31 protein-coding genes and 1 tRNA gene are annotated in these 26,579 nt (G+C 65.7%); 12 read left to right on the top strand and 20 right to left on the bottom strand.

Annotated features, from left to right (window positions below):
* Positions 1 to 34: 34 nt before the first annotated feature.
* The 3 genes from AC0KTM_RS18160 to pgm all read right to left on the bottom strand — a co-directional run bounded on the left by AC0KTM_RS18160 (position 35) and on the right by pgm (position 3,053).
* Positions 35 to 107: transfer RNA gene (locus tag AC0KTM_RS18160), tRNA-Ala, on the bottom strand.
* 40 nt (positions 108 to 147) lie between these two features.
* A complete protein-coding gene (locus AC0KTM_RS18165; RefSeq protein WP_308011529.1) occupies positions 148 to 1,350 on the bottom strand; it encodes an MFS transporter in 1,203 nt (400 codons plus the stop codon).
* 71 nt (positions 1,351 to 1,421) lie between these two features.
* Positions 1,422 to 3,053 (bottom strand): phosphoglucomutase (alpha-D-glucose-1,6-bisphosphate-dependent), encoded by a 1,632-nt coding sequence (gene pgm / locus AC0KTM_RS18170; RefSeq protein WP_472416313.1) that lies wholly within the window; start codon positions 3,051 to 3,053, stop codon positions 1,422 to 1,424.
* Positions 3,054 to 3,155: 102 nt separating this feature from the next.
* On the opposite strand from pgm, the gene crcB (AC0KTM_RS18175) reads away from it, so the two are divergent.
* Complete coding sequence (gene crcB, locus AC0KTM_RS18175) at positions 3,156 to 3,554, top strand: fluoride efflux transporter CrcB (RefSeq protein WP_225326464.1); 399 nt, start codon at positions 3,156 to 3,158, stop codon at positions 3,552 to 3,554.
* Positions 3,551 to 3,934, top strand: coding sequence for a fluoride efflux transporter CrcB (crcB, locus tag AC0KTM_RS18180; protein ID WP_472416315.1), 384 nt, complete (start codon positions 3,551 to 3,553; stop codon positions 3,932 to 3,934). Before crcB (AC0KTM_RS18175) ends, crcB (AC0KTM_RS18180) begins: the two co-directional genes overlap by 4 nt.
* Here crcB (AC0KTM_RS18180) and AC0KTM_RS18185 read toward each other — a convergent pair whose 3' ends face one another.
* From AC0KTM_RS18185 to AC0KTM_RS18195, 3 genes are read right to left on the bottom strand one after another with little or no spacing between them, the layout of a single operon-like run.
* Positions 3,935 to 4,552, bottom strand: coding sequence for a GNAT family N-acetyltransferase (locus AC0KTM_RS18185; RefSeq protein ID WP_225326462.1), 618 nt, complete (start codon positions 4,550 to 4,552; stop codon positions 3,935 to 3,937). It lies immediately after the preceding gene.
* 40 nt (positions 4,553 to 4,592) lie between these two features.
* The gene (locus AC0KTM_RS18190) at positions 4,593 to 5,462 is read right to left on the bottom strand and encodes an LLM class F420-dependent oxidoreductase (protein ID WP_225326461.1); all 870 of its coding nucleotides are present in this window, start codon (positions 5,460 to 5,462) and stop codon (positions 4,593 to 4,595) included.
* A gap of 31 nt (positions 5,463 to 5,493) precedes the next feature.
* On the bottom strand, positions 5,494 to 5,823 hold the full coding sequence (locus AC0KTM_RS18195; protein ID WP_238956582.1) for a DUF488 domain-containing protein: 330 nt from the start codon (positions 5,821 to 5,823) through the stop codon (positions 5,494 to 5,496).
* 82 nt (positions 5,824 to 5,905) lie between these two features.
* On the opposite strand from AC0KTM_RS18195, the gene AC0KTM_RS18200 reads away from it, so the two are divergent.
* Positions 5,906 to 7,180 carry an HNH endonuclease gene (locus AC0KTM_RS18200; RefSeq protein WP_225326459.1) on the top strand — a complete coding sequence of 425 codons (1,275 nt, stop codon included), beginning with the start codon at positions 5,906 to 5,908 and terminating at the stop codon, positions 7,178 to 7,180.
* A gap of 3 nt (positions 7,181 to 7,183) precedes the next feature.
* Here AC0KTM_RS18200 and AC0KTM_RS18205 read toward each other — a convergent pair whose 3' ends face one another.
* Positions 7,184 to 8,104 carry an HpcH/HpaI aldolase/citrate lyase family protein gene (locus tag AC0KTM_RS18205; RefSeq protein ID WP_238956583.1) on the bottom strand — a complete coding sequence of 307 codons (921 nt, stop codon included), beginning with the start codon at positions 8,102 to 8,104 and terminating at the stop codon, positions 7,184 to 7,186.
* 339 nt (positions 8,105 to 8,443) lie between these two features.
* Here AC0KTM_RS18205 and AC0KTM_RS18210 point away from each other — a divergent pair, with 339 nt between their 5' ends.
* The 3 genes from AC0KTM_RS18210 to AC0KTM_RS18220 all read left to right on the top strand — a co-directional run bounded on the left by AC0KTM_RS18210 (position 8,444) and on the right by AC0KTM_RS18220 (position 11,005).
* A complete protein-coding gene (locus tag AC0KTM_RS18210; RefSeq protein WP_225326457.1) occupies positions 8,444 to 8,716 on the top strand; it encodes a WGxxGxxG family protein in 273 nt (90 codons plus the stop codon).
* 238 nt (positions 8,717 to 8,954) lie between these two features.
* Positions 8,955 to 9,521: a hemerythrin domain-containing protein gene (locus tag AC0KTM_RS18215; protein WP_225326456.1), complete on the top strand. Its 567-nt coding sequence runs from the start codon at positions 8,955 to 8,957 to the stop codon at positions 9,519 to 9,521.
* A gap of 20 nt (positions 9,522 to 9,541) precedes the next feature.
* Positions 9,542 to 11,005, top strand: coding sequence for a protein adenylyltransferase SelO (locus AC0KTM_RS18220; RefSeq protein WP_238956584.1), 1,464 nt, complete (start codon positions 9,542 to 9,544; stop codon positions 11,003 to 11,005).
* 2 nt (positions 11,006 to 11,007) lie between these two features.
* Here AC0KTM_RS18220 and AC0KTM_RS18225 read toward each other — a convergent pair whose 3' ends face one another.
* From AC0KTM_RS18225 to AC0KTM_RS18240, 4 genes are read right to left on the bottom strand one after another with little or no spacing between them, the layout of a single operon-like run.
* Positions 11,008 to 11,835 (bottom strand): LLM class F420-dependent oxidoreductase, encoded by an 828-nt coding sequence (locus AC0KTM_RS18225; protein ID WP_472416317.1) that lies wholly within the window; start codon positions 11,833 to 11,835, stop codon positions 11,008 to 11,010.
* A gap of 39 nt (positions 11,836 to 11,874) precedes the next feature.
* Positions 11,875 to 12,273: a DUF4267 domain-containing protein gene (locus AC0KTM_RS18230; protein WP_238956586.1), complete on the bottom strand. Its 399-nt coding sequence runs from the start codon at positions 12,271 to 12,273 to the stop codon at positions 11,875 to 11,877.
* Between the two features lie 58 nt (positions 12,274 to 12,331).
* Complete coding sequence (locus AC0KTM_RS18235) at positions 12,332 to 12,604, bottom strand: hypothetical protein (RefSeq protein WP_238956587.1); 273 nt, start codon at positions 12,602 to 12,604, stop codon at positions 12,332 to 12,334.
* A gap of 14 nt (positions 12,605 to 12,618) precedes the next feature.
* A complete protein-coding gene (locus AC0KTM_RS18240) occupies positions 12,619 to 13,215 on the bottom strand; it encodes a TetR/AcrR family transcriptional regulator (RefSeq protein ID WP_238956588.1) in 597 nt (198 codons plus the stop codon).
* A gap of 97 nt (positions 13,216 to 13,312) precedes the next feature.
* On the opposite strand from AC0KTM_RS18240, the gene AC0KTM_RS18245 reads away from it, so the two are divergent.
* Complete coding sequence (locus tag AC0KTM_RS18245) at positions 13,313 to 14,317, top strand: oxygenase MpaB family protein (protein WP_238956589.1); 1,005 nt, start codon at positions 13,313 to 13,315, stop codon at positions 14,315 to 14,317.
* On the opposite strand, the gene AC0KTM_RS18250 is transcribed toward AC0KTM_RS18245, so the two are convergent.
* Complete coding sequence (locus AC0KTM_RS18250; RefSeq protein WP_225326449.1) at positions 14,298 to 14,642, bottom strand: DUF732 domain-containing protein; 345 nt, start codon at positions 14,640 to 14,642, stop codon at positions 14,298 to 14,300. The two genes, AC0KTM_RS18245 and AC0KTM_RS18250, sit on opposite strands and share 20 nt — an antisense overlap.
* Before the next feature lie 105 nt (positions 14,643 to 14,747).
* Between AC0KTM_RS18250 and AC0KTM_RS18255 the strand changes: the two genes are divergently transcribed.
* The 4 genes from AC0KTM_RS18255 (at position 14,748) to AC0KTM_RS18270 (ending at position 18,123) form a co-directional block, all read left to right on the top strand.
* The gene (locus AC0KTM_RS18255; protein WP_238956590.1) at positions 14,748 to 16,205 is read left to right on the top strand and encodes a phospholipase D-like domain-containing protein; all 1,458 of its coding nucleotides are present in this window, start codon (positions 14,748 to 14,750) and stop codon (positions 16,203 to 16,205) included.
* Positions 16,206 to 16,285: 80 nt separating this feature from the next.
* A complete protein-coding gene (locus AC0KTM_RS18260; RefSeq protein WP_225326447.1) occupies positions 16,286 to 17,149 on the top strand; it encodes a phytanoyl-CoA dioxygenase family protein in 864 nt (287 codons plus the stop codon).
* A gap of 53 nt (positions 17,150 to 17,202) precedes the next feature.
* Entirely contained in the window at positions 17,203 to 17,709 is a 507-nt protein-coding gene (locus AC0KTM_RS18265) for a DUF2505 domain-containing protein (protein ID WP_238956591.1), read from the top strand.
* A gap of 33 nt (positions 17,710 to 17,742) precedes the next feature.
* On the top strand, positions 17,743 to 18,123 hold the full coding sequence (locus AC0KTM_RS18270; RefSeq protein ID WP_238956592.1) for a DUF732 domain-containing protein: 381 nt from the start codon (positions 17,743 to 17,745) through the stop codon (positions 18,121 to 18,123).
* Between the two features lie 16 nt (positions 18,124 to 18,139).
* Here the strand turns inward: AC0KTM_RS18270 and AC0KTM_RS18275 are convergent, their stop codons facing one another.
* From AC0KTM_RS18275 to AC0KTM_RS18310, 8 genes are all read right to left on the bottom strand, one after another.
* Complete coding sequence (locus AC0KTM_RS18275) at positions 18,140 to 18,472, bottom strand: hypothetical protein (protein WP_308011528.1); 333 nt, start codon at positions 18,470 to 18,472, stop codon at positions 18,140 to 18,142.
* A gap of 58 nt (positions 18,473 to 18,530) precedes the next feature.
* Entirely contained in the window at positions 18,531 to 20,243 is a 1,713-nt protein-coding gene (locus tag AC0KTM_RS18280; protein WP_238956593.1) for a TNT domain-containing protein, read from the bottom strand.
* A 9-nt stretch (positions 20,244 to 20,252) separates the two neighbouring features.
* Positions 20,253 to 20,555, bottom strand: a complete 303-nt coding sequence (locus AC0KTM_RS18285; RefSeq protein ID WP_225326442.1) for an RNA 2'-phosphotransferase — start codon at positions 20,553 to 20,555, stop codon at positions 20,253 to 20,255.
* A gap of 80 nt (positions 20,556 to 20,635) precedes the next feature.
* Positions 20,636 to 22,156: an adenylate/guanylate cyclase domain-containing protein gene (locus AC0KTM_RS18290; RefSeq protein WP_238956594.1), complete on the bottom strand. Its 1,521-nt coding sequence runs from the start codon at positions 22,154 to 22,156 to the stop codon at positions 20,636 to 20,638.
* Between the two features lie 53 nt (positions 22,157 to 22,209).
* A complete protein-coding gene (locus AC0KTM_RS18295; protein ID WP_472416319.1) occupies positions 22,210 to 23,067 on the bottom strand; it encodes a TIGR03619 family F420-dependent LLM class oxidoreductase in 858 nt (285 codons plus the stop codon).
* Positions 23,064 to 23,894 (bottom strand): TauD/TfdA dioxygenase family protein, encoded by an 831-nt coding sequence (locus AC0KTM_RS18300; RefSeq protein ID WP_472416321.1) that lies wholly within the window; start codon positions 23,892 to 23,894, stop codon positions 23,064 to 23,066. The genes AC0KTM_RS18295 and AC0KTM_RS18300 overlap by 4 nt, the downstream gene beginning before the upstream one ends.
* 3 nt (positions 23,895 to 23,897) lie before the next feature.
* The gene (locus tag AC0KTM_RS18305; protein WP_225326438.1) at positions 23,898 to 24,221 is read right to left on the bottom strand and encodes a hypothetical protein; all 324 of its coding nucleotides are present in this window, start codon (positions 24,219 to 24,221) and stop codon (positions 23,898 to 23,900) included.
* Entirely contained in the window at positions 24,218 to 25,501 is a 1,284-nt protein-coding gene (locus tag AC0KTM_RS18310; RefSeq protein ID WP_225326437.1) for an aromatic ring-hydroxylating oxygenase subunit alpha, read from the bottom strand. The genes AC0KTM_RS18305 and AC0KTM_RS18310 overlap by 4 nt, the downstream gene beginning before the upstream one ends.
* Before the next feature lie 96 nt (positions 25,502 to 25,597).
* Between AC0KTM_RS18310 and AC0KTM_RS18315 the strand changes: the two genes are divergently transcribed.
* Positions 25,598 to 26,518, top strand: coding sequence for a LysR family transcriptional regulator (locus AC0KTM_RS18315; RefSeq protein WP_225326436.1), 921 nt, complete (start codon positions 25,598 to 25,600; stop codon positions 26,516 to 26,518).
* Positions 26,519 to 26,579 lie beyond the last annotated feature (61 nt).

The raw sequence follows: 26,579 nt of genomic DNA on the forward strand, positions 1-26,579 counted from the left end.
ACGTCGATTGGCGCGATGCGCCCAGTTATTTCGGTGGAGCTAAGGGGACTCGAACCCCTGACCCCCACACTGCCAGTGTGGTGCGCTACCAGCTGCGCCATAGCCCCAAGTCGTGCTCATCGAAGCTACACCACCGGTAACCGTCCTTCAAAGTTGCTGCTCAGGAAGATTCAACGTGTGCGGAGACGGCAAGGGGTCGGGCTCCGGAACGGGCACCGTCCGGGTCTCCGGCGCCACCACCCAGCCCACCGCGGCGATCAGCAAAACGATGCCGCTGATGATGAAACCCCAGCCGTAGCTCAGCCGCTCGGCGACCCAACCGAGCGTCACGGATCCGACGATCGCGCCCAGGTCGGACATCATCTGAACGGCCGCCACCGGACTGCCCGCGCGCGCCTCGCTGCCCAGGATGTCGGCGACGGCGGCCTGCATCGGCGACATGTAGATGCCCGTCACCGCCCCCACCACCACCGCGGCGACCAGAAACCTCGGCAATGACGACGCCGCGCCCAAGAAGATGGTCGCCGCGCCGGACAACGCCAGGCCCACGATCATCAACGTGCGCCGTCCCATCCGGTCGGACAGGTAGCCACTGGGGATCATGGCCAACGCGTTGCCCCCGGCGAACGCCGCGAGCGCAATGCCGATGACGCCGACGCCGCGGCCCATGACGTCGGTGATGAACAAGGGGACCAGGGCGACACGAAGGCCGAACGCCGACCAACCGGTCGCGAAATTGGCCCCGAGCGAGGACCAATAGGCGCGCACGCGCAACGCCTCTCGCATCGTCACCGTCGACCGCGTCGGCGGCCCCGGGGCGGCCAGGGCCGAATTCCGCAAGCCGAAAAACAGCACCACCGCCACACCGAGCAGCGCGACGCCGTACACGATGAACGGCGCGGTGAGCCCCCAACCGGCCGCCAGGGCGCCGACGGCCGGGCCGCCCACGGCCCCGACCATGAACGACGTGGTGAAAAGGCCCGCGACCCGTCCGCGGGCGTCGGGCGGGCTGATATGGATCATCAGTCCCAGCGCCGAAACATAAAACATTGTCGATCCGATTCCGCTGATGACGCGGAAAGCCATCAATTGCCAGTAAGCCTGGGAAAACGCACACGCGCCGGTGGAGACCGCGACGATCACCATCCCGCCGATGTAGATCCGCCGCTCCCCCAGCCGCTGCACCAGCTGCCCGCTGACCGGCGCAAAACACAGGCGGGCCAACGAAAAGACGGTGACCAAGAAGGTCACCGCCTTGATGCTGACGCCGAAACTGCGGGCGAAAGACGGCAGCGCCGGCGAAATGACCCCGTAACCCAGGGCAACCATGATATTTGCCCAGCTAAGGATCCAAACTTCGCGCGGCAGGCGGGTCGAACGCGGCGCGCGTCCCCCCGGGCGGGTAATGCGGGGGGAAAGGGTCACCCGATGACTTTATTAACTACCTCGCGCGCAGTTTCTTGCACCTCCGCTAAATGCCCTTCTCCGTTGAAAGATTCCGCATAAATCTTGTACACGTCCTCGGTTCCCGACGGTCGCGCGGCAAACCACGCGTTGGCCGTTGTCACCTTCAATCCGCCCTTGCCCGGCGCAGCGGTCAGCTTGGCGGTGATGGGCTCCCCCGCCAGTTCCGTTGCCGTCACCTCGTCGGCCGACAGCTTGGCCAGCCGGGCCTTTTGCTCGCGATCGGCCGGCGCGTCGACCCGCGCGTAGAACGGCGTGCCGTATTGGGCGGTCAACCGTTCATAGCGCTGCGAGGGACTCGACCCCGTGACCGCCAAGATCTCGGAGGCCAGCAAGGCCAGGATGATGCCGTCCTTGTCGGTGGTCCACACGGAGCCGTCACGCCGCAGGAACGACGCCCCGGCCGATTCCTCGCCGCCGAAGCCGATGCCACCCTCGATCAGGCCGTCGACGAACCACTTGAAGCCGACCGGCACCTCGATGAGCTTGCGGCCGATGCCGGCGACCACCCGGTCGATCATCGACGAACTGACCGCGGTCTTGCCGACCGCGATGCCGCCCGGCCACGACGGCCGCTGCGTGTAGAGATATTCGATGGCCACCGCCAGGTAGTGGTTCGGATTGAGGAGCCCCGCGTCGGGGGTGACGATGCCGTGGCGGTCGGAGTCGGCATCGTTGCCCGTGGCGATCTGGTAGCGGCCGGGGTTGTCGGACATCGCGCGGATGAGTCCCGCCATGGCGTCGGGCGAGCTGCAGTCCATCCGGATTTTGCCGTCGTGGTCGAGCGTCATGAACCGCCACGTCGCGTCGACCAGCGGATTGACCACGGTCAGATCCAGGCGATGCCGCGCGGCGATCTCGCCCCAATAGTCCACGCTCGCCCCGCCCAGCGGGTCGGCGCCGATCCGCACCCCGGCCGCGCGGATGGCATCGATGTCGACCACGTTGGGCAGGTCGTCGACATAGTTGCCGAGGTAATCGTGGCGCTGCGCTTCCTGCAGTGCGCGGGCCAGCGGAATGCGCTTGACGCCCGACCCGTCGCGCAGAATCTCGTTGGCGCGCTTGGCGATTGCGTTGGTTGCGTCGGTGTCGGCCGGGCCGCCGTTGGGCGGGTTGTATTTGATGCCCCCGTCCGAAGGCGGGTTGTGTGACGGCGTCACGACGATTCCGTCGGCCAGCGCGTCGGTGCGGCCGCGGTTGTAGGTGAGGATGGCGTGGCTGACCGCCGGGGTCGGCGTGTACCGGTCGCGGGAGTCGATCATGGCGACGACGTCGTTGGCGGCCAGCACCTCCAGCGCCGAGACCCAGGCCGGCTCGGACAGGCCGTGCGTGTCCCGTCCGATGAACAACGGGCCCGTTGTGCCGCGCTCGGCCCGGTACTCGACGATGGCCTGGGTGATCGCCAGGATGTGCGCCTCGTTGAATGCGCCATTGAGTGCCGACCCGCGGTGTCCCGACGTGCCGAATGCCACCTGCTGCGCGACGTCGCCGGGATCGGGCTGAAGCGAGTAATAGGCCGTCACCAGGTGGGGCAGATCGACAAGGTCTTCGGGTTGGGCCGGCTGACCGGCGCGAGGGTTGGCCACCATGGTTACCAATTCTGCCCGTGTCCGAGTCCCCCCGGCCTGCGCCGGTCGGTACTCCCGCCATACGCTGCGTAGCGCACCGGCAAACGAAGGGAATCGACGCCAGTGGCGCAACGGGACTATCGCGAATTGGCCGCGGTGTTTGCCGGTGGGGCGCTGGGCTCCCTGGCCCGTGCCGCACTGAGCGCCCTCGCCGGCGGCGACCCAGGGAGCTGGCCGTGGCCGACGTTCACGGTCAACGTCGTGGGGGCCTTTCTGGTGGGTTATTTCACGACCCGACTGTTGGAGCGGTTGCCGACGTCGAGCTATCGGCGCCCCTTGCTCGGCACCGGATTGTGCGGTGGCTTAACCACTTTCTCCACGATGCAGGTGGAGACGGTGCGGATGATCGAGCACGGCCATTGCGGGTTGGCCGCCGGCTACACCGTCACCAGCATCGTGCTCGGGCTGCTGGCGGTGCACCTGGCCACCAAGTTGGTGCGCCGGGTGCGGGTGCGTCAATGACCGCCGCCGCGGCGACGACGGCGCTGGTCTGGCTGGGCGTCGCGCTCATCGGCGGCATCGGATCGGTGCTGCGCTTTGTCATCGACCGTGCGGTGGCGCGCCGGGTGTCCCGGCCGTTCCCGTTCGGTACCCTCGTCGTAAACATCAGCGGCGCAGCGCTTCTCGGCTTCCTCGGCGGTCTGGCGCTGAACAAGGAGGCGGCCCTGCTGGCTGGCACGGCCTTCGTCGGCGCCTACACCACGTTTTCGACCTGGATGCTGGAGACGCAGCGACTCGGCGAGGAGCGCCAACTGCGCTCCTCGCTCGCCAACATCGTCTTCAGCGTCGTGCTGGGCGTAGCGGCGGCGTTCATCTGGCAGCGCCTTGCCGAGCTGATCTAGTCAGGCGCGCGGGACGTCGTCGGGGGTGCGCGGCAGCACGTACAGCGCCATGCGGCGATTCGCCATGTCATGCTCGCCGAGGAATGCGCAGCCACCACGCTCACAGAACTTGCGCGCCAACGCATTGCGGTGGTCGGGATCGAACATGATTCGGCGACACCGCGGGTCGAGGGTGAAGATGCCGCCCACCAAATGCGGCAGCAGGTACCCGACGTGTCCCCGCTGGATGTAATCCAGGTCGGCGACCGCGACGTGCAAACCCAGGTCGTGAGGATCGTGATTGTAGCGAGTGGCGATGGAATCCTTTGCCGCTCTGTATAGCTCGATATATGCGCGGTCCACCGCGTCGTGCATCGCCAGGAAGGGACGAGAAAAGTCACCCTGAAGTTGCGCCCGCAGGTAGCGATGCCACCGCGCCACCGGCCAGTGCGACTCCCAGGCTTCGATCAGGTGCGGGCGGCTCATCCACTCGGAGATCATGTCGGCGTCGGCACCCGGGTCGGCAAGTCGCAAACCGTACGGCTCGGGTAGGTCCGGGATGGGGGGCGGCGGGACGCTACGGATCTCCTCGGGAAGGTCGGTCAGTTCCCGCGGGAGGATGGGTTCGGCGTCACTCATTTCTGCGCCTGAGCCTACGACGCTGCTGGTCGAACGCGCTTCAGCGGGGGACCATCCACTTCTGCGCCAGCGCGGAAACCCACTCGACTGCCGCCTCGGGCTTGTCCGGGGGCGCCTCGACGAGAACCAATTCGTCGATGCCCAACTCGGCGAGGGCGACGATCTCACCCACGCTCGGGTCGCGCAGCGCCACCGAGAGTCGCAGCCGGGTATGGTCCCGGCCCGATTCCGCGCACAGTTGTTCCAGCTTGGCGATCCGATCGCGCACCGCTGCCGGGCCGTCGAGATTGAACCCGTACCAGCCGTCGCCCCACATCGCCACGCGCCCCAGTGCCGCATCGCTATTGCCCCCAACCACAATGGGGATACGACGATCGCGCAGCGGCTTGGGATTAACCCGAATGGAGTCGAAACGGACGGCCTGCCCCTCAAACGAGGCGATGTCATCACGCCACAATGTGCGCATCGCGCCAACGTATTCGGCGGTGCGCGCACCACGATGCGCGAACGGCACTCCGAGTGCGGCGAATTCTTCCCGGGACCATCCGACGCCCACTCCCAGCGTCAGCCGCCCACCACTCAGCCGGTCCAAACTGGCGGCCTGCTTGGCGACCAGCACCGGATTGTGTTCGGGCAGCAGGAGCACGCCCGTCGCTACGCCGATCCGGGATGAGGCGGCAGCGGCGAAGCTCAGCGCGATCATCGGGTCAAGCCAATCCGCTTGGGCGGGAACGGCAATGACGCCGTCGTCGGAATAGGGATAGCGCGAAGCGGGTCGGTCTACCATGACGACGTGCTCCCCTACCCAAAGGGTGGCGAAGCCGCACTCATCCGCAGTTGACGCGACGGCATCGATCACCGCGCGGTCGGCGCCGGCGCCGATCCCGAGCGCATGCAATCCCAAACGCATCGCACGATCGTCTCACGGTGAGAACTGGCGATCACCGGCTTTTCAGCAGCTTCGCCAGGACGGCCGCCTGGCTGATGTCAACCTCGCGAGTCGCGGTGACCAACGTGACCGGACCCCGCTTGGCTAGCTTGCGGAGCTCCTCCAGCGCGGCGCTGTCGCGCAGTTCCGCCTTGTAGCGCGAAGCGAATTCGTCGAACCGTTCGGCCCGGTGTCGGTACCACTCGCGGAGGTCCTTCGATGGCGCGACCTCCTTGCACCAGATACCCACCCGCGGGTCGTCCTTGCGCATGCCGCGCGGCCAGACCCGATCGACCAGCACGCGCTGACCCTCGTCAGCGCCGACGTCGTCGTAGACCCGCACGACTCAGATCCGCCCTCTGGGGCTCACATGCCCAGAGTAGCCATGGGCCCGCTTGTCAGTGGGCACAATTACTATCGAAAGTATGTTCGAGGAATTGACCGCCGTCGATCCGGCAGCCGACGAATCGTCGCTGGTAGAGCGCATCGCCGAGCTGGAGACGCTCAAGTCCGCGGCGGCCGCCGGCCAGGCCCGGGCGGCGGCCGCTCTGGACGCGGCGCGTCGAGCCACCGAAGCGGCCACCGGGGTGCCCGCCGCGCGCCGCGGACGCGGCGTGGCAAGCGAGGTTGCCCTGGCGCGACGGGACTCCCCCGCGCGGGGCGGCCGGCATCTGGGTTTCGCCAAAGCCCTGGTGCACGAGATGCCGCATACGCTGGCCGCGCTGGAATGCGGGGCCCTGTCGGAGTGGCGGGCGACGCTGATCGTGCGCGAGAGCGCATGCCTGGACGTCGAGGACCGCCGCGCCTTGGACGCGGAAATGTGTGCCGACCCGGCGAGCCTGAGCGGCATGGGCGATGCGCGAGTGGCCGCGGCCGCAAAGGCGATCGCCTACCGGCTCGATCCGCATGCCGTCGTCGAGCGGGCGGCCAAGGCCGAGAACGACCGCACCGTCACCATTCGGCCGGCGCCCGACACGATGACCTATGTCTCGGCGTTATTGCCGGTGGCTCAGGGGGTTTCGGTGTATGCGGCGCTGCGCCGCGAAGCAGACACTTGCGGTGACGGGCGCCCGCGCGGGCAGGTGATGGCGGACACCTTGGTGGAAAGGGTGACCGGCCGCTGCGCACCGGTCCCCACCCCGGTCGCGGTCAACCTGGTGCTGTCCGACGAAACGCTGCTTGGCGGTGGCGATGTGCCGGCCGATATCTCCGGCTACGGTCCCGTTCCCGCGGCGGTCGCCCGCAGCATGGTCGCCGCGGCCGCCGCCGATCGACGTTCGCGAGCGACTCTGCGCAGGCTCTACGCGCATCCCCAGGCCGGGGCGCTGGTGGCGATGGAATCACGGGCACGACTCTTCCCGCAGGGCCTGGCCGCGTTCATCGGGCTCCGCGATCAACACTGCCGCACTCCCTACTGCGACGCGCCGATCAGGCACCGCGACCACGCGCAGCCGTGGGCCGTCGGCGGCCCGACCACCGCGGACAACGGCCTCGGATTGTGCGAGCACTGCAACTACGTCAAGGAAAATGCGGGGTGGCGGGTGCGCACGAGCGTCGACGAAAACCATACCCATACAGCACTTTTTACGACGCCCACGGGCAAAACCTACCGTTCGACGGCGCCGCCGCGCGGCCCCACCATCACGATGAGCAAGCTCGAAGTCCGCGTCGGCGTCGCGCTCGCGCGACATGCGGCGTAGCGCTCAGTAGTGATAGGTGTCCGACGGCGCGGGTGAGTGATCGCGTTCTTCCTCGTCGATGTCCAAGGCCTCGATGCCGTACGCGCGAGCCAGCTCGAGAATCTTGGTCGCGCGCGCGATGCGGGGCAGATCAGAGCCGTTGCGGATCTCTCCCCCGTCACGTTCGAACTCGGCGAAAAACTCTTTCGCCCAAGATATTTCGTCCTGCGACGGGGATAGACCTTCATTGACGACGGCGCACTGGTCGGGCGTCAGGCAGATCTTGCCGGTCATCCCGAACTGGGTGGAGACCGCCGTGGCCTCGATCAGTTTCAGCGGATTGGAGCCGATGGTGGGGCCGTCGATCGCGCTGGGCAGGTCGGCGGCCTTGGAGGCGATGGTGAAGCGGGATCGCGTGTAGGCCAGGGTCGCCGGGTCGTCCCCGAAACCGGTGTCGCGGCGGAAGTCCCCGATGCCGAACGCCAGCCGGAAGGTTCCCTTGGTCGCCGCGATCTCGGTGATGCGCTCGAGGCCCCGCGCCGTTTCGACCAGGGCCACGATCGGCACATCGGGGAGCCGTTTCGCGGTCTCGGTGACGTGGTCGACCGATTCGACCATCGCCAGCATCACCCCGCCGACCGGCGTCGCGGCAAGGGCGGCCAGGTCGTCCGCCCACCAGGGGGTGCCGAAGCCGTTGATGCGGACCCAGTCGACGTTGCCGGCGCCCAGCCAACTCACCACGTTGTCGCGTGCGGTGTGCTTGTCCTTGGGCGCGACGGCGTCCTCGATATCGAAAACGACGATATCGGCGCGGGAGTGCACCGCGGACTGGAACCGGTCGGCATGCGTGCCGTTGACCAGGAGCCAGCTCCGGGCCAGTACCGGGTCGATGCGAGAGCCGATGTCTTCGGATTCGGCGGCGCTGCTGTTGACCTGTTCGTCCATATCGGCTGATCTGTCGTCTTCTCGTGGTTTCAAATGGTGGACGTGTGTCCTTAACCGTAGCGATGTCCCGGAACAATCGGTCGGGCAAGCCCCGCGGACGCCATGGCGACTCGGCCGCGGCGCCGGCCGAGTTCCTGACCGGAGCGGCGAATCACTGGACCGGCCAGCAAACGAAACCGGCCCGCGGTCGCGTTTCCCGGTGGCAGCGCGGGGTAGCCGTCCCCTTGGACGTCGCGACCGTTGTCGCACGTCTTTCTGCGGAGACTAGAGCACCCTGGTCTCCAAATGTATCTCGATCAGCCGTCTGGCCTTCGACCGAGAAAATCCATAGGAGTAAATATGCGTAGGACCATCGCCATCGTTTCAACCACTGGGGCGCTGTTGTTGGGAGGAGCCGGTGTCGCCAATGCCGCCGGCCCGAGTGCTCCGGCGCCGTCGCCCGCTACAACGACGTTGGCGGACCACAACGACGATCAGCACAGCGACAACAGCGGGCTGTGGGGCCTCGTTGGCCTGCTCGGTCTGGGTGGGCTCGCCGGACTGATGCGCCGGAAGGACACCGCTGCCGGCACCGGCGTCGGACCGGTCTCCCCTCGCGACCGCGGCGTCTAACCCTTCGTCTCACCCAGATGTCCGTCGGGCGCTGCGCGCCTGACGGGGATTTGGGTGGACACCGGTCCGGTATCGAAATACGTTGTTCCCCAACGTCTTCCGGTTTTGGCGCGTCCCGCGGAATGCGTCCCGCACTGCGGGGTGCCGTTTGGCCGCGTGCGCAGCGGGTATACGTCGCGAAGCCGCACACAGCCCAGCGTGCGTTTCACAACTCCCGAATTCACTGGAGGTATCGGCGATGGCCGACATGATTATCCAGTCGCCCGACGAGGTCGTCGCGTTCCTGAAAGCACAGCACAACCTCATCGAGGACATGTTTGACCAGGTGTTGCACGCCACGGATCCGAAAGCGCGTGAGGAGCCGTTCGCGGCGCTGCGCCAATTGCTGGCGGTACACGAAACCGCCGAGGAAATGATCGTGCATCCGCGCGCACGCAAGGAGGCCGACGACGGCGAAGCCCTCGTCGACGCCCGCCTGAAGGAAGAGCATGAGGCCAAGGAGCTGCTGTCACAGATCGAGCAGCTCGACGTCACCTCGCAGCGGTTCATCGACGAACTCACCAAACTGCGCGAAGCCGTGCTCGAGCACGCCAAGCAGGAGGAGACCGAGGAATTCCCGGTCCTCACGCAACAGCTCGACACCGACGATCTCAAGCGGATGGGAACGGCGGTGCGCGCCGCCGAGGCCATCGCCCCAACCCACCCCCACCCGGGCGTGGAGTCGGCAAAGCTGAATTTCGCGCTCGGCCCGTTTGCCTCCATGCTCGATCGCGCCCGCGACCTCATCGGGCAAGCCATCGGTTGAATTTCCGTAGGCTCGGTCAAATGAGCGTTGCCCCGGATACCACCGTTGCCCTGCAGGACCGGTTTTTCCGTGAATTGCCGGAAATGGCGGTCCGCTGGCAAGCCGAGACGTTTCCCGAGTTGCGGTTGCTCGTGCTCAACGACCGGCTCGCCGAAGGGCTTGGGCTCGACGCCGCCTGGCTGCGCGGCGACGACGGGCTGCGCTTCCTGACGGGCAACCGGGTGCCCAGCGGGGCCGCCCCCGTCGCGCAGGCCTACGCGGGGCATCAGTTCGGCGGCTTCGTCCCGCGATTAGGCGATGGGCGTGCGCTGCTGCTCGGCGAGCTCGTCGGCACCGACGGGCGGCTGCGCGACATCCACCTGAAAGGTTCTGGCGCCACGCCGTTCGCCCGCGGCGGGGACGGCCTGGCGGCGGTGGGACCAATGCTGCGCGAATACATCGTCAGCGAGGCGATGCACGCTCTGGGCGTGCCGACGACACGAGCCTTGGCAGTGGTCGGCACCGGGCGGCCGGTTTATCGCGAAACCACACTGCCGGGGGCGGTGCTCACCCGGGTGGCCAGCAGCCACCTGCGGGTGGGCAGCTTTCAATACGCGGCGGCCACCGGCAACAAGGAGCTGCTACGCCGCCTCGCCGACCACGCGATCGCCCGCCACCATCCCGGCGCGGCCGAGGCCGAACGCCCCTACCTGGCGCTGTTTGAAGCGGTCGTCGCGGTCCAGGCCGCGCTGATCGCCCGCTGGATGCTGGTCGGATTCGTTCATGGCGTGATGAACACCGACAACACGACGATCTCGGGCGAAACGATCGACTACGGACCATGCGCCTTCATCGAGGCCTACGACCCCGACACGGTCTACAGCTCGATCGATTTCTGGGGCCGCTACGCCTACGGCAACCAGCCGGCCATCGCCGGCTGGAACCTCGCGCGCTTCGCCGAGACACTCCTTCCGCTGCTCTCGGACAGCACCGAGGAAGCCATCGCACTGGCGGAGCAGTCGTTCGGGGTGTTCCAAGCCCGCTATGACGCGGTGTGGGCCTCCGGGATGCGCGCCAAACTCGGCCTCTCCGCCGGCGTCGACGCCGAATTCGCGACGGCGTTGGTCGAGGAATTGCTCGTGCTGCTCAAGCAGAATCACGTCGATTACACGTCGTTCTTCCGCCGGCTCGGCCGGGCGGCGAATGGTGATGCCGAGCCCGCGCGCGGACTGTTCATGGACCTGGCCGGCTTTGACGACTGGTTGGCGCGCTGGACGGCCCTGGGTCCCGACGCCGACGCGATGGACCGCGCCAACCCGATCTACATTCCGCGTAACCATCTGGTCGAGGAGGCCCTCACCGCGGCGACGGACGGCGACCTCGGCCCCTTCGAGCGGCTCCTGGCGGCGGTGACCGAGCCGTATGCAGAGCGACCCGGTTTGGAGCGTTACGCCAGCCCCGCCCCCGAAGACTTCGGCAAGTACCAAACCTTCTGCGGCACTTAGCTTTACGCTAGCTTGCCGAACTCGGCGTGCAACGCGTCGAGGCGTTGCAGCGTCTGATCCCGCGGCTCCGTCGGCAGGTTCACCAAGAGGTGTTGCAATCCCAGATCTCGGTAGCCCTCGAGCTCTGCCGCCGTGGCTGCGCCGCCATGGAAGTGGATCACCGGCACGTTCTGGCCGACCAGCTCGCGCAGCTGGTCCAGCTGAGGCGATAGCTCTTGCACCGAGCCCGTCATCGAGAGCCAACCCGCGTTGAGCCGCGCGATACGTTTGAAGCCCGCGGGTCCACAGCCCAGGTACAGCGGCGGATACGGTTGCTGCACGGGCTTGGGCCAGCTGTAGATGGGGTCGAAGTTCACGAATTTCCCATGGAATTCCGCTTTTTCGTTCGTCCAGATCTGGATCATCGCGTCCAGGCGCTCGTCGACCACGCGTCCCCGCACCGCGGGATCGACACCGTGGTTGGCGATCTCTTCGCGCAGCCATCCCACGCCCACGCCGAAGCGAAATCGTCCCTGCGACACCAGGTCCAGCGACGCCACCTCTTTCGCGGTGTGGATCGGATCGCGCTGCGGCACCAACGCGATGCCGGTGCCCACAACGAGCCTCTCGGTGACCGCCGCCGCGGCCGTCAGCGCGACAAACGGATCCAGCGTGCGGAAGTACTTCCGCGGAATCGGGCCGCCACTGGGGTACGGAGTTTTCGCGTCGACCGGGATGTGCGAGTGCTCGGCAAGAAAGAGCGATTCAAACCCGCGCTGCTCGAGCGCCCTCCCCAGGTCCGCCGGACCAATGCCCTCGTCGGTAACAAACGTCAGCACACCGAAGCCCATGCCGCTCAGTCAACCGCATCTGCGCTCGGATGTCAGCATTCAGGCAGGCGCTGGCGCCTCGCCCGTCCGCTTGGTCGGACGCACCGCGCCCCACAGCCCGGTGGCGATCCCGACGGCGGCGCCGCCCAGGCCGATCAGTTGCTGCGAGGGCTTCAACTCGCGGTGCACGCTCATCCCGCCGACCAGGTCGGCCGCATCGGCCCCGGCGGAGGCCAGGAACCAGCCGCGGGTGTTTTTCCCGCGCAGCGCCGCGGCCGCGAGCAGGGCACCGATCAGCGCATCGCGATAACCCATCGACCGCAGCAACAGTCGCGCCGTCGGCGTCGGCTCGTCCGGGTCGCCCCACAACTTGTTTGCGCGCAGAGGATCAACGAGAAACGAAATGCCGGAGGCGAGCCGAATGGTGCCCGCGGAGAGGCCGAACCGGTCGATTGACATGGTCTGAGAGCCTAGGAGCAAACGGCCGTCTCGCGCACGCATTCGATCCGAAAGTCGGTCATGGCGTCGGGCACGCATCGGCGATCTGCAGCGCGGCAGGCCACAGCACCGTGGCGACCCCGAACGCGATGGCATCGGCGGCGGCGGGCGACACCACTTCTATCCTTGCCTGAATTCGCTGAGTCTGTTCGGGGTGAATAACGGTCCAGGCGAACCCAATACAGAGGTAGGGAATCGCCAGCCACACGGCGAGTTCGATCAGCGCGCCGACGCTGACCTTGTGCCCCAGGATGCGCCGAACGGGGTCCATCGCATGTTCGATTTGGCCCATCACCGCACTCCCCGCTACCACAACACCAGCTTCAGAGCGTAATCGACGACGGCGTCGAGATCACTGCCCAAATGACCTGCGAGCCACTGCTGGGCGAGCTCGGCCATCGCGCCGGTATACATCGCCGCGGCGACCTCGGCGGCCACCGGATCGGAACCCGGGTTGAGACGCCAGCCCTCGGTCAGCACACCCTGGCGCAACATGTCCTGAGTGGCGCGGCGCCGGGCGGCCAGCACCGGGTTGGTGCGCGCATCGGTGAACAGCACGCGGCCGCGGCGCGGATCGGCCGAGGAGAACCCCAGCACGGCCGCGATGCCGGCGCGGGTCCGGGCCCGCAGCGATTCCCCCGCCTCGTCGATGGCGGCCGCGATCACTTCGCCGAGCTGCTCGCTCACCCGGTCGTAGACCGCGCCGAGCAGATCGTCGGTGTCACCGAAGCTCTCGTAGAAGTACCGGGTGTTCAATCCGCATTCCCGGCAGACCGAGCGCACCGAGACGGCCGCCTCCCCGGCGCTGCCGAACAGGCGGTACGCGGCCTCGACCAGCAGCGCACGACGCTCGGCGCGGCGGTCCTTGAGCGGTACACCGGCCCAGCGGGTGGGACTCGACATCCCTACAGCGTAGGTCGACGCGGCGTGGGTCTTGTCACGCCTGTAACCAAAACATATTCTGGTTACAGTCGTGACCAGAAATCCGAGGGAGTGATTTGTGTTCCTGCCACACCAGATAGTCGGGCAGTTGATCAACAAGCGGTTGGACGACACCATGCGGCGGCATTTCTTCCGCGGCATGGAGTTCGCCGCGCCCGTCGGCGATCCGGGCTGGTTCGGTCCCGACAGCGCCGTGTGGCGCGTGCATTCGCACCTGCCCGCGTTGATCTTCGGCCTGTATTGCGCCGCCTTCATGGAGTCCCTGGACCCGTCGATCTACTGGATGGGCATGCACCATTCGCGACTGATCAAGCGCGACAGCAACGGAAACCCGATATCGCGGGTGCCGCAGATCGACCCCGAAGGCGCCGCGACGCGGTTGGGCCACTCGGTCGCGTTCTTCATCGGCACGGCGTACGGGTCGACGGAAACCGCCGAGCGCCTGGCGGCGTCGGTGCGCGCGATGCACCACACCATCAAGGGCACTCGTCCCGACGGAGCCCGCTACGACGCCGACGATCCCGAGTGGCTGCGATGGAACTATGCGACGGTCGTCTGGGGGCTGGCCACCGCGCACGAGCTGTATCACCCAATGCCGTTGCGCGGCAAGAAACTCGACCGCTACTACGGTGAGTTCGTCCGGGTCGGACATGCCCTGGGTGGCACCGATCTGCCGACGACCAAGGCCGAGACGCTCGAGTGCCTGGAGTCGTACTTGCCGAAATTGGCTGTCACCCATGGGAAAGCGATGGGCACCGGCCCCAACGTCGCCATGCCGCAGGCCGCCGTCGACTGGGCCATTCGCGACACGATGCCGAAATGGGCTAAGCAACTCCTTCAGCACCGTGACTGCAACATCATCGAACGCACCGCCCGTCGTGCCGCGGTGTGGTCGATCATCAACGGGATCAACGCCGCGTCGGGCCCGGCTCCGGAGTTTCGGCAGGCGCAGGCCCGGGTCAAGGGGGGCACCACCGTCTCCCACACCGCGCCGACCTACGTGCCCGGCACCGATCAGGTCCGCACCCGCTCCGAGGTGGAGCTCAGCTTCCAGTCGGGCTAGTCGCCTGGCCGACCGGTTGCCCCAGGTGCTGGGGGCAATAGGCGCTCGCCGCGATCATGGTGAACTGGGCGGCGCCGTCCACCGTGAATCCTGGATTGCTCGACGACACGTTGTGGATGACGTCGACCTGGGGATGGCCCTCGTCCATCAGCTCGCATGCCCTTTTGCCCACCCCCACGGCGGTGGCCGGGCTTTCATAGGTGATGCCGGCCTTGTTCAGCGCGGCTAAAAAGCTCGCATCGGAGGCCGAGTCGCCGGCCGGATCGGCGTGCGCAGGCGTGGCCACACCGATGAGGGCGACGAAACTCGTGAGCACTGCAGTCATGCGCATGGCTCCATCCTCATATAGGGCCGCCTGGGCGAAGGGCCTGGGTGTGGTACACAGTGGCTATGTCCGCGCTGACCCATCAACGTCGTTGAGAGCCCCGGCGTGCAGGACGACCGACTGCTGACGCCCGGCCAGACGTGCTGGCGCACGGCACGCGCCGAAAGGTTCGCCCCCATCGTCGACGCGGCGGACTACTTCAAACACGTCAAGGCGGCGATGCTGCGCGCCCGCCACCGGATCATGTTGATCGGCTGGGATTTCGACTCCCGGGTGACCTTCGAGCGCGGCCACAAGACGCTGCCCGGCCCGAACCAGCTGGGCACCTTCCTTTATTGGATGCTGTGGAAACGGCCGGGTCTGGATATCTATCTGCTGAAGTCCAATTTGCGCCTGCTCCCGGCGTTCGATGGCCTGTGGTTCGGACTTGCCCCGGTATCGCTGGTGAACCAGATCAGCAGCAAGCGAATGCATTTCGCCATCGACGGCGTCCACCCGCTCGGCTCGGTGCATCACCAGAAGATCGTCGTCGTCGACGACGCGGTGGCGTTCTGCGGCGGCATCGACCTCACCCTCGACCGATGGGACACCCGCTCCCATGAGCATGTCAACCGTCAGCGCCGCACGGGGAGCCGCAGCTACGGGCCGCGGCACGACGTCGGGGCCGCGGTCGACGGCGAGGCGGCGCGGGCCGTCGGCGAGCAAGCGTTGGCGCGGTGGAAGACGGCGACGAAACAAGCGTTGGCACCCGTTGAGGCACGGCACAGCGCGTGGCCCGGCAAGCTGGAACCGACACTGCGCAACGTGGACGTCGGGATCGCGCTCACCCTGCCCGAACTGGAGGATCGCCCCGAGGTCCGCGAGGTCGAGGCGCTCAACCTCGCCGCCATAGCGGCGGCCCGCGACACCATTTACGTGGAGAACCAATACCTGGCGTCGCGCACCATCGCCGAAGCTTTGGCTGCGCGACTACGGGAAGCCGACGGCCCGGAGATCGTCATCGTGCTTGCCCGTAAGGGCAACAACCCGCTCGAGCGGGGAACGATGGACAGCGCACGCCACCGCCTGCTTCAACAGCTGTGGGAGGCCGACGAGCATGACCGGTTGGGTGTCTACTGGCCGGTGACCGACCGCGGCGCGCCGATCTACATCCACTCCAAGGTGCTGGTGGTCGACGATCGGCTGCTGCGGATCGGGTCATCGAATTTCAACAACCGGTCGATGGGGTTCGACAGCGAATGCGATGTGGCCATCGAGGCGCGACCGGCCCATTCCGATGATGATGATGTGCGCCGCGAAATCGTCTCCGTGCGAAACGGTTTGGTGGCCGAGCACCTGGGTGTGCCGCCGGGCGAGCTCGAAGGGGCGGTAGCCGAACACCGATCGGTACACACGGCCATCGAGGCGCTTCGAGGCGACGGCAAAACCTTGCAGCCCTTCACCGAGCGCACCGTGGCCGATGAGGCGGGCCCGCTGGCCGAGAACGAGCTGATGGATCCCGACCACGTGCCACGGTCGCTGGGCCGAAGCGTGCAACGCTTCATCACCGGGCTTCGGGGTTAACACGCGGGCGATTGGGTGTGAGTCGAGCCGGACTCGGCCTAGTCTGGGCAGAAGTGCCAGTGGACTAAGGACGAGCACCAATGAGCATCGACGACGAATCCGTCACCACATTGGAGGACCTTCGGGGCGACCTGGCGCAGCGCTACAGGCGGACGCCGACGGGCGGAAGCTCGGTCGACAGCGCGGTCGTCGAGGCCGACATGGCCGCGCTCGACCGCGACGGGTACGTCATTTGGGAGAATCTGCTCAGCGCCGAGGAATGCGGGCACATCCGTGAGACCGTGCGGCCTTGGCTCGGGCACACCGGACGGAACTCTTTCGAGGGCCGGCGTACCCAGCGGATCTACAGCGTGCTGAGCAGGACGCGGGTGTGCGACCGGCTGGTCGACCATCCCCGCGTACTCGCCGCTCTCGACCGGTTGCTGATGCCCAATTATCTGCTTTCGGCGTTGCAGGCCATCAACATTCAGCCCGGCGAGACTGCGCAACTGGCCCACCATGACGACGGCTTCTACCCGATTCCGCGCCCGCGGGCGCCGTTGGCGGCCGCCACGATCTGGGCGATCGACGACTTCACCGCCGACAACGGCGCCACGGTCCTGTACCCGGGCAGCCATCGCTGGGGTAAGCGCAGGCCGGACGCTGAGGACCAGGCGTTGCCCGTCGTCATGCCCGCCGGTTCGTGCGTCTTCTTCGTCGGCACCCTGTGGCATGGCGGAGGCGCCAACAACACTGCCCACGAGCGGCTTGCGATCACCGCTCAATACTGTGAACCGTGGCTGCGGCCGATGGAAGCCTATACGTTGTCGGTGTCGCGCGAGATCGCGCGCACCGTCTCCGATGACATCCGCCGCATGCTCGGCTACAGCATCCACCCGCCGTTCGTCGGCAATGTTGATGGCTTGCATCCGTTGCGGCTGTTGGGATCTGAGTCCGAGTCTTAGGTCCGAGACAGCACCCACCGCCTCGGGTCATCCGCCTCTGCAAGAATGGTTTGATGTCGCGCTCCTTCGACGTGTTGACCGAGTCGCCCGCCAGTGTCGAGCAAATTCATGCCGCGTTCGGCCGCGAGGACTATTGGCTGGCCCGCATCGCCGCCGGCGCCGCCGACACCACCTTGGATTCACTGGTGGCCGACCCCGGCGGCACCGTCACGGTGCGTACGACCCAACGCCTAGGTCGTCAGATCCTGCCCGGGCTGGTCGCCAAATTCGTTACCGGTGAAGTGAAGATCGTGCAGACCGAGATGTGGCGTCCCGACGGTGACGGCCAGGTGCGTGGGCGGGTCACCGTGTCCGCCTCGGGCGGATTGGGATCAGGCCATGCGGATACGTGGCTGGCGCCGACAGATGACAGCGGCTCGCAACTGCGCGCCGCCTTTCAGGTGAACGTCAAAATCCCATTGGTGGCCGGCAAACTCGAGAAATCGATCGGCGCCGGATTGGCAGAGGGCATCCCCGAGATGCTGCGCTTCACCACTACGTGGATCGCCGAAAACACGTAAAACTTCGCTACACAGCATTTACGCTCCCTGACCATGGACCCGAGAGCGTCGGCCTGCATCGGCCACGGCATGATCCTCAAGACCTTGTCTCAGTCGGCCCTGATCGCCGCGGCGCTGACCGGGCTGGTGTCGCTCGCGCCGACAGCCCACGCGGACCCCGATCCCATCTCCGTCGGCGCCTATCTGCACACCCTGAACGTGCTGCATGTGCCGTACGACAATCCGGGCAGGATGGTCGATATCGGGAACAGCGTCTGTCAGCAAGCGCGCGGCGGCACCGACTTCGACACGATCTACCCGACGGTGGCGAGCAATGGCTACGCGGCCGCGCAAGCGGGCCAGATCATGGGGGCTGCCGTCGGGACATTCTGTCCTGACATGGAGGCCACGTTTGATCGCTGGACCAATAGCTAGGCGGGGTCTGCTGGTGTCATAGCGCTTCGCCAATGTCCGGGAGTAATGAAATGTCTTCTGGCTGACCATTATGGAAGATCGCTGCGAGGTCACGCACCCGCCTCTTCGCCCAGTCAACATCGAATTGACTCAAAATTTGATACTCGTATTTGAAACGTTCCGCTCGGTCTCCCACTTGTTTTGCCGCTTGGCTCGTAACCACGCCCTCGGTGTACCAGTAGAGAAGGTCATCGAGGCTGCCTACCCGGTCGAAGCCGAGTTTTCCGCGCTCGTAGAAAGTGAAGTGATATGTGCCGTCGTCGGCACAGAAAATGTTCAAGCCATCGGTCGTTCTGAACCCAACCGGCATGGGACGGACCCCGAGCCTTTCCGACAAACGATCGATTTCACTTTGAAGTGCCGCAGATTTATCGTCCGAGGCGCGGTCCGTATTCATCAAGGAACCCCCTGTCGACGAGTTCTTTTACGCTCACTTCCACGCCATCCGGACCCAAGATCATGTATTGAAGGCTGCCGGGCGACGGCGTCTGGCCATAATACGGCTGCACTGGACCTTCTACGACTTGCCAGCCCGGCGGCAGCGGTTGTCCCGTCACCATGTATCGGTTGTAATCGCCCCCAACAGATTCTGGCGCCAAGGCGCGATCGGCGAACGGCGTGCCATCCGGCGCAAGGTACCGGCCGTATTCGGATCCGAACCTGTCGATGATGGCACCCTCAGGCAGCCGCGCGGGCTGGGGTTCATAGCCTAACGGGAAGCCATCGTTCAATGGGTAGCTCCGCGATGTCGGGGTGCCGAACTGGGACGCAAAGTCGTCCCAGGTCATCCCGCCCGTGGGGTTCCATCCGCGCACAACCGCCAAAGGCGCACCGCCTTCGGTGACGACTTCAGCCGGGAGCCCCGCTCTAACCATTGCTCCTTCGCCGCCAAAGAGCATCGTGGGCAGCGTAGTGGCCACGTCGGAGGTCTCGCCGCCCAAATAGTAGGCGAGACTTGGGGAGTCCATTGCGCTCTTGATTTCCGTTAGCGCGGTGCCCACGGGGTTCAGGGCCGTCGTGGCGGTGCCTTTGAGCATCTGCTCCCATGACTTGAGCACACTTGGAGCTCCGGGACCTCCCTGCCCGAAAAGGTTTTTGATCCCTTGCTCGGTAGCGAACCAACGGTCACTAAAGCCTTCGGAAAATCCCGGTGGCGGCGGGGCCTTCGGCTCGGGGGGAACGTAGTTGGGCATCCCATTGTCAATCCACTGCTGTGTCTGGCTCACAACGTCATTCAGCCGCGCCTCGATCTGATTCGGCGGCACACCGTCGCGAATCATGGTCTGGCGCGCAATCGCCTTGAAACTCTCCACATCTGCGGAGTTCAGCCGCGGCGGCGGGACACCGCCGCGCCCGGGTGCGGCAGGTCCAGCAGGCAACAGCATGTCTTGCAGCGACAACGGCTTGCCCACGGCGCCGGCGGGAAGCGGCGGGCCTTTCGGCGAGGCACCGTCCGGCCCAGCGTCTGCGGGACCGGCCGGCAACAGCATGTCTTGCAACGTCCGTGGGTTGCGCCCTGCCGCCGGATTGGGCGGACCTTGCCCCGGCGCGCCACCACTTGGCGCCTGACCGCTGGCATCCAGTGGGACTTCGCCCACGGCAAAGCGGACGGCAGCGGCAAGCTCGTGGTCGGCGCTGTGGGCGTGCACGTTCAACGCAATGAGCTGATCCTGCAGTAGCTGTTGCTGGGCGGCAAATTCTACGGGATCGTGCCCAATCCACGTGTCGCCCACGTCGATTCGCCAATCCGGCGTGATGGTCCAGCCATTGGCCTCAGCGGTCCGCTCGATGTCCTCGAGTTCGCGCTTGCATGCGCTCACATCCCCCTCGGCGCGTGCCACCGCCGCGGCTACCTGCCGGGACTCCTGACCGTCGGCCTCGATGTCACGCCGAGCCCTACCGAGGTCAGCGCGAAACGCCTCTCCGGCTTCCCCTTTCCAGCCGCTGAGAACGTTATGCACCTGCTGGAGGTTCTCCCCCAACAGCTGCAAGGTGTTGGCGCGTCCGTTGGCGGTCTCGAACACCTTCTGGATCGCGCCGAGATCCCAACGCTTGACGTCATTGGGGGTCAGCTGCCCCACTCGTGACCCCTACTCCCGCACCGACCGGAAAGCTCGCGCCGACTCGTCCTCGTTGGTGAGGTAGCCGAGCATCGCCTCGGCGACGTGCGACCCCAGGCCGTCCACCTGCAGCTGGTGATGGTCGTGGCGGGCCTGCCAGCGCGCCGCGAGCTCACCCAGCGCCAGCTCCGAGGATCCGATCCAGCCCGGCGCGGCCGCCGCCAGGCCGTCCTCATGGCTGAAGAAATCCAACGCGGCCTCGCCGATCGCATTGAACATGTCGTTGCTGCCCACGTGCAGTGCGGCGGGATCGACCTTCAATCCATCTGCCACGAATGTTCCCTTCCGCTCGCCGGGATTGCGGTCCGAATCTTAATTTGCTGCGTAGGACCGCGCACTTCACCTCTTGGGGGTCAACACGCTGACCAGCGCATTGGGTCAACTGTGAAGACCTGCACCGCGGCAGATTTGCCCTTCAACGTGTGGGGCCCTCGATCGACGAGGCCGGAAGGTCGCGAAGCCAGCGCGTCGACACACGACTGGGTGAGCAGGATCGCGTCGCCCGTGGCCTTGGTGAGCTGCTCGACGCGCGCAGCGACGTTGACGGTGTCACCGATCAGCGTGAACTCGAGCTTGCCGCCACCGCCGATGGTGCCGGCGATCACCACCCCGGTGTTGATCCCGATGCCGATCCGCATTGCGCCACCGAAGCGCTCCGCAACGAGCCGCTGGATCCCGACGGCGACGTATACCGCGGCATCAGCATGTCCCGCAAGGTCGTTCGGTGCGCCGAATACGGCGAGGGCTCCGTCGCCAAGGAACTTGTTGACGTGCCCACCGGCGTGGACGACGGCGGGCACGACGATCTCGAACAGCGAGTTGAGCCGGGCGACGGTGTCCTCGGCGGTATTGGCTTCGGCGAACGGGGTGAAATCGCGAATGTCGATGAACATCACGGTCACCTCGCGGCGCTCACCAGTAAACACGTCGTCGCCCTGTTCGAGCAGCCGCGCCGCTAGCGCCGGATCGACGTAGGTGCCGAACGCGCCCTGAAGCCGTTGCCGCTCAGCCAAACCCGCCTGCATGCGGTTGAACGACGCGGACAGGGCGCCGAGGTCGTCGTCCTGGACGACAGGTAGGCGCTGGCTATAGTCGCCTGCCGCAACGCGTTCGGCACCCTTGGCGAGGTCGCGTATGGGTTGCATTGATCTAGAGAATCCGAAACCGACGGTCACCGGTACCGCGAAGGCAACCGCCATCGCACCCCCGATCAGGATCGAAAGGATGGGGGCGGCACTGACATTGGCCATTCCGGCGAGCAATGCTCCGCCGGCGGCGTACGCGAACGTGGCGGCAACCACCGACACGTTCGATCGCCCGGCGAAAGTCGGGCGGGCGCGTGGCAGCGAATCGCCAAGTTCCGTGTCACCGGCGAGGGCGATCCGGGCTGGGCGGAACGCTCCTTCCACGATGTTGTGATAGGCGACCAGCTGGATCGCCGCTACCACGACAGCGGCCACGATCCCGTATTGCACCAGCCGCGTCCCACGCGCCCCGACCATCACACCGACGACGACCGCCAGCGTGGCGCCCCAGACAGCGGCGCCCCAGATCGCTCGCACGGTCGCCCTGCGAGCGTAGACATAGGTGCCCTCCAGCGCTGCCGCCCGATCGACGTGGTGGCCAGCAGCCCACTGCTCCGCGGGGCGCACCCACCGGCGACCCGGAAGAATGAAGATGCACGCAAGCACCACTACCGCGCCGATGGTGACGGTTCCGACCTCGATGTAGCGACCGGACTTCTCGAACACGACGACCGGCAGCGATATGAATACGGAGTAGATCGGGAGCGAAATGAAAAACGCAAGCGCCCAACACGCCAGGAGATAACGCGGACCAAACCGATCCCACGTCCACTGAATGAAGCGGTCCATGTCAGGAGATTAAGCGTCTCCCACCTGCGAAGTGGCCGTTCTGATATTGCCGGTCAGAACGCCTTGGCGTGCAACTCGGCCAGCGCGTGAATCTGCTCGAGGCAGTGCTCGAGTGAATGGTGGATGAACCTGGCCGACAACGTGGTGGTCCCGGCTGCGGCGATGGAGTGCAGCGCGTCTTCGGTTTTCGCCGGCTCCCCCACCGGGTCCAGTGGCTGGTCGGCGGGCAAGACGATCTCGAAGCCGTCCGGCAGCTCTCGTGCCCGCAGCCACTCGGCGGCGGTGGCAATGGACACGTAGTACGGGCACCAGCCGTCGGCGAGCGTGAGCGCACGGCGCAACGAGCGCTTGGTGCGCCCGCCGACCCAGATCGGCATATGTGGCTGCAGCGCACAGGGATCGATGGTGAGCCCGCCGAACGAGTAGTACTCGCCCTCATACACCGGCTCATTGGTGGGCAACGCCGCCCGCAGCGCCTTCAGGGCATCATCGGCACGAGCACCCCGGTCGTCGAACGGCGCGCCCAGCAGGTCGAATTCCTCCTTGAGGCTCCCGACACCGACGCCGAGAATCACCCGGCCGCCGCTGACGTGATCCAATGTGCCATAACGCTTTACGATCGCGAGCGGGTGGTGATAACCGAGCACCAGCGTCATCGTGACGAGCCGGATCTGGCTGGTGCGTGCCGACACGTAGCCGAGGGTGGCCAGCGGGTCCCAGTACCGGGAGCCGCGGCGGGCGGCCTCGGCCGACGGTATGCCGATGTGCTCGCTGCAGGTGAGGTGGTGATAGCCAAGGCCGTCCGCCGTCTCGGCGACGCGACCAATGTCTTCGATGGTGGCCGTCTGCTCCCACGTCAAGGCTGCGCCGGCGACGTTCGTGACGACGGGTGTCGCGATGCCGAGTTTCAATCCAGCGGCTCTTCACCCGCAAGGACGGTGCGGTGCATGAGCCGACCGCTGTCGGCGGCATACGGCAGCGCCCGGTGCATGGTCCCGGTGTTGTCCCACATCAGAAGGTCGCCCAGCTGCCACTCGTGGCGATAGACGTAGCGCGGCTGAGTCGCCCAGTCACGAAGTCGCGCAAGCAATGCGCGGCTTTCTTCCACCGGCAGGTCGATCACGTAGTCCGCCGTCGCACCGAGTAGCAACGACTTGCGCCCGGATTGGTGGGTCCACACAATCGGGCAGGATTTTGTGGGCGATTTCTGCCAGAACGCGATCTCCTCGTAGCTCATCTCGGGCCGCACGTAGTACTGCGAGCGCTCCGCACTATGAACCACACGAAGCCCGGCGATCGCCTCCTTGTCGGCCTCCGGCAAATCCTCGTAGGCCGCGTAGGTATTGCAGAATTCGGTCTGACCGCCGGAGTCCGACAGCTTCATGGCCCGCAACAGCGTGGCCAAATTCGGATAGGGCTGCAGGGAGCCGTCGAAATGCCAGAACAGCGAGCCTTTCAGGTACTCGGCCCGCTGATTGACGTTCGTGTCGAGCGAGATCTTGTAGATCCCGCCCTCCCCCTCGTTCTGCACAATGCTGCCAAGGGTTTTCGCGATAGTGACCTGCTGCTCGTCGCTGATCTGCAGTCCACGAAAGAAGACCACCCCTCGCTGCTCGAGGATCGCGCGGATCGCGCCGGCGTCGCGACCACTGAGCAGCGTGTCCAGATCGGTCTTTATCTCGCTGCCGATCAACGGTGTGCAGTCGATGACGTCGAGTCGTGTGGTGGACAGTCCCATGCGTCAGCTCAATCTCGTGAGAATCGTGGTCGCCGAATGCTTTACCCGCGGCTGCCTCCACAGCTCCACCGCCAACGAGACCGTGATCAACGAGTACAGCAGATTGCGCAGGTTCGCGACGTCCTCGGGCAGCGGTTCGGAATAGTCGAACTTGTCGATGTAGGCGACCGCCTCCTCGGCGTGCGGAAACACCTCGTCGTAGAACGCCTGTATCTCGGCCATGGAGCTGTTCACCCGCTTCACGTAGCGCTCATGCCCATCTTCGATGGCCCACTCGGGCACCAGGTGCTCGATCGCCGAGAACTCCTGCGGCAAACGGGTGTTCATCGGCCGGCCTTTGCCCTCTCGCCGGCCGCCACGTAGTCACCCACCACCTTGTGCAGGTGACGCAGCAGGATCTCCTCGTCATTCATCGTGAAGTGCGTGAGTGCGCCACTGTTGAGCATCGCCTGTAGTCCTTCAGAGGGGCTGGCGTCCTCCAGGATGATGTCGTTGAGGAAAGTCACCGTGAGCTCCTGTCCCAGCCGTTCTTTGTGCGTCTTGGGCGGCTGGTAGAACATCTCGACTTCGAAGATGTGCGAGTGCGGGCCCGTCGGCCAGTGCGTGTGGGTGCTGTAACCGGACGAACCGAAGATCACCACGAAGTTGGGGAAGAACTGGAACGAGTCGAAGCCGTACTTCTCCGAACGAGTGGGATTGAGTCCCGGCGGCATCGGACCGCGGTCGGTGCGCTTGTTCCACGGACCGGCCGCGCTCGCTTCCATCACGCACTCAATGGGTTTGGAGTAAGGCGTCTTTTGTGACGGCTCGCCGGCGAAGGAGAACATCCGGTGCGGACCCTTCAGCTGGTAGGCCAGCGCATCGGTAAACGGGTTCGGCTGGTCGAAGGCGTCTCGGGCCTCCGCGGTGAGAGCGCCGAACGACGACGCGTGCAGATACGGCCCGTGGTAACTTTCGGCGAATCCGTCGACGAAAATCTTCCAGTTGCACTGCAATTCGACTTTGAACCGATACACCTGGTGTGGCCCCGCAAACGGATAGCCTTCGATGCCGTGGGCCAATTCGCCGAGGTAGGACCGCAGCGGCTCGGTGTTGTGCGGGTCGAGGTTGACAAAGATGAACCCTTCCCACACCTCACACTGGATCGCCGGCACGCGGCAACTCTCGGCGTCGAAGTCGAGCAGCAGATCCTTGCGGGTGGCTGCGTGCAGCGAGCCATCGAGCTTGTAGCGCCAGCCGTGGAATCGGCAGTACAGCACCGGGGCGCGACCCTGCACCTCCTCGAACGGGTCGTCCTCCCACAGCATCTTGTTGCCGCGGTGCGGACAGATGTTGTGGAAGGCGCGGATCACGTTGTCCTTGCCCCGAACGATGATGATCGACGTGTCGAGGAACCTCAGCTCACGGGTGAAGTAGCTTCCCGACTTCGGCACTCGCTCGACCCGTCCGACGTAGAGCCAGGTCTTCTTGAAGATGTGCTCGCGTTCCTTCTCGTAGAACTCTTTTGAGACGCAGTCCTCGAGTGACACTGGGCCACGGCCTAATTCGGGATAGGCGTCCGTCCAGTGCCCGCTTGACGGTTTCGTCACCAAGACGTCCTGACTCATCGGGCCCTCCTCCGCCTCTCGGCCGAAGGTAGCACTTGACCAAATGCGCAAATAGGCCTTCAATTGCAACACCCTGTTGCAATTTTGGAACACCACGTGGAGCAAAACCTGCCGTTCGACCTCGACGCCTTGCTGGTATTCGGCAAGGTGGTCGAGTGCCGCAGCCTGTCAAAGGCGGCAACGCTGCTCGGCATGCCCAAGTCCACCGTCAGCCGCAAGCTCAGCAAGCTCGAAACGGACCTCGGGATCAAGCTGCTGCGCAAGAACACGCATCAGCTCACCGTCACCGACCTGGGCGAGAAGATCTACAGCCACGGCGTGAACATCCTGGCCGAAGCCAACGGGGTGCGAGCGCTGGTGGAAGGCAGCAAGCTCGAGCCGCAGGGCGAGTTGCGCGTTGCCATCCCGGTCTTCGTCGGCATCGACTACGCGTCACGGGTCGGCGCCAGATTTTTGCAGCAGTACCCACACTCTCGGCTGGATATCCGCTTGGTGGACAACGACGTTCATCCCGTCCACGACGGGTACGACGTGGTTTTCGGCACGGGACCTCTGCAAGACTCGACGCTGATCGCGCGCAAGGTCTTCAGCCTCGAACTCTTCCTTTGTGCATCGCCCGAGTTCATCCGCTCACTACCCGAACCCATCACGTCCCCCACACAGTTGGAGACCGTGCCGTTCATCGACTGCGGAGTCAGCGAGGCACCGCGCAAGCTCACCATGGCAAAGAACAAGCGGCGCCATGAGCTCGCACCGATGGTTCGGGCACGCGCCAACAACTTCCAGGTGTGCAAGCAGTACATCCTGCACGGACTCGGTGTCGGCGCGATGCCAAGCCAGATCATCGTCACCACCGAGTTGCGGGACGGCAGCATCGTGCCGGTGCTGCCCGACTGGCGCCTCGAGCACCTGGATGTCTACATGATTCATCCCTTCCAGCTTTCGTTCTCCACGTTGATCAGCGCGTTTTACGACACGGCGTGCGACATCATCACCGAGAACACCGCGCGCAGCTGAGGCGGCGAGACCGTCCATCTGCACCTATAAAGCGAAAAAGTGAGCGTTTGCTGGCGGCGAG

Source organism: Mycobacterium sp. NTMscope_Eco_3, from assembly GCF_976985685.1.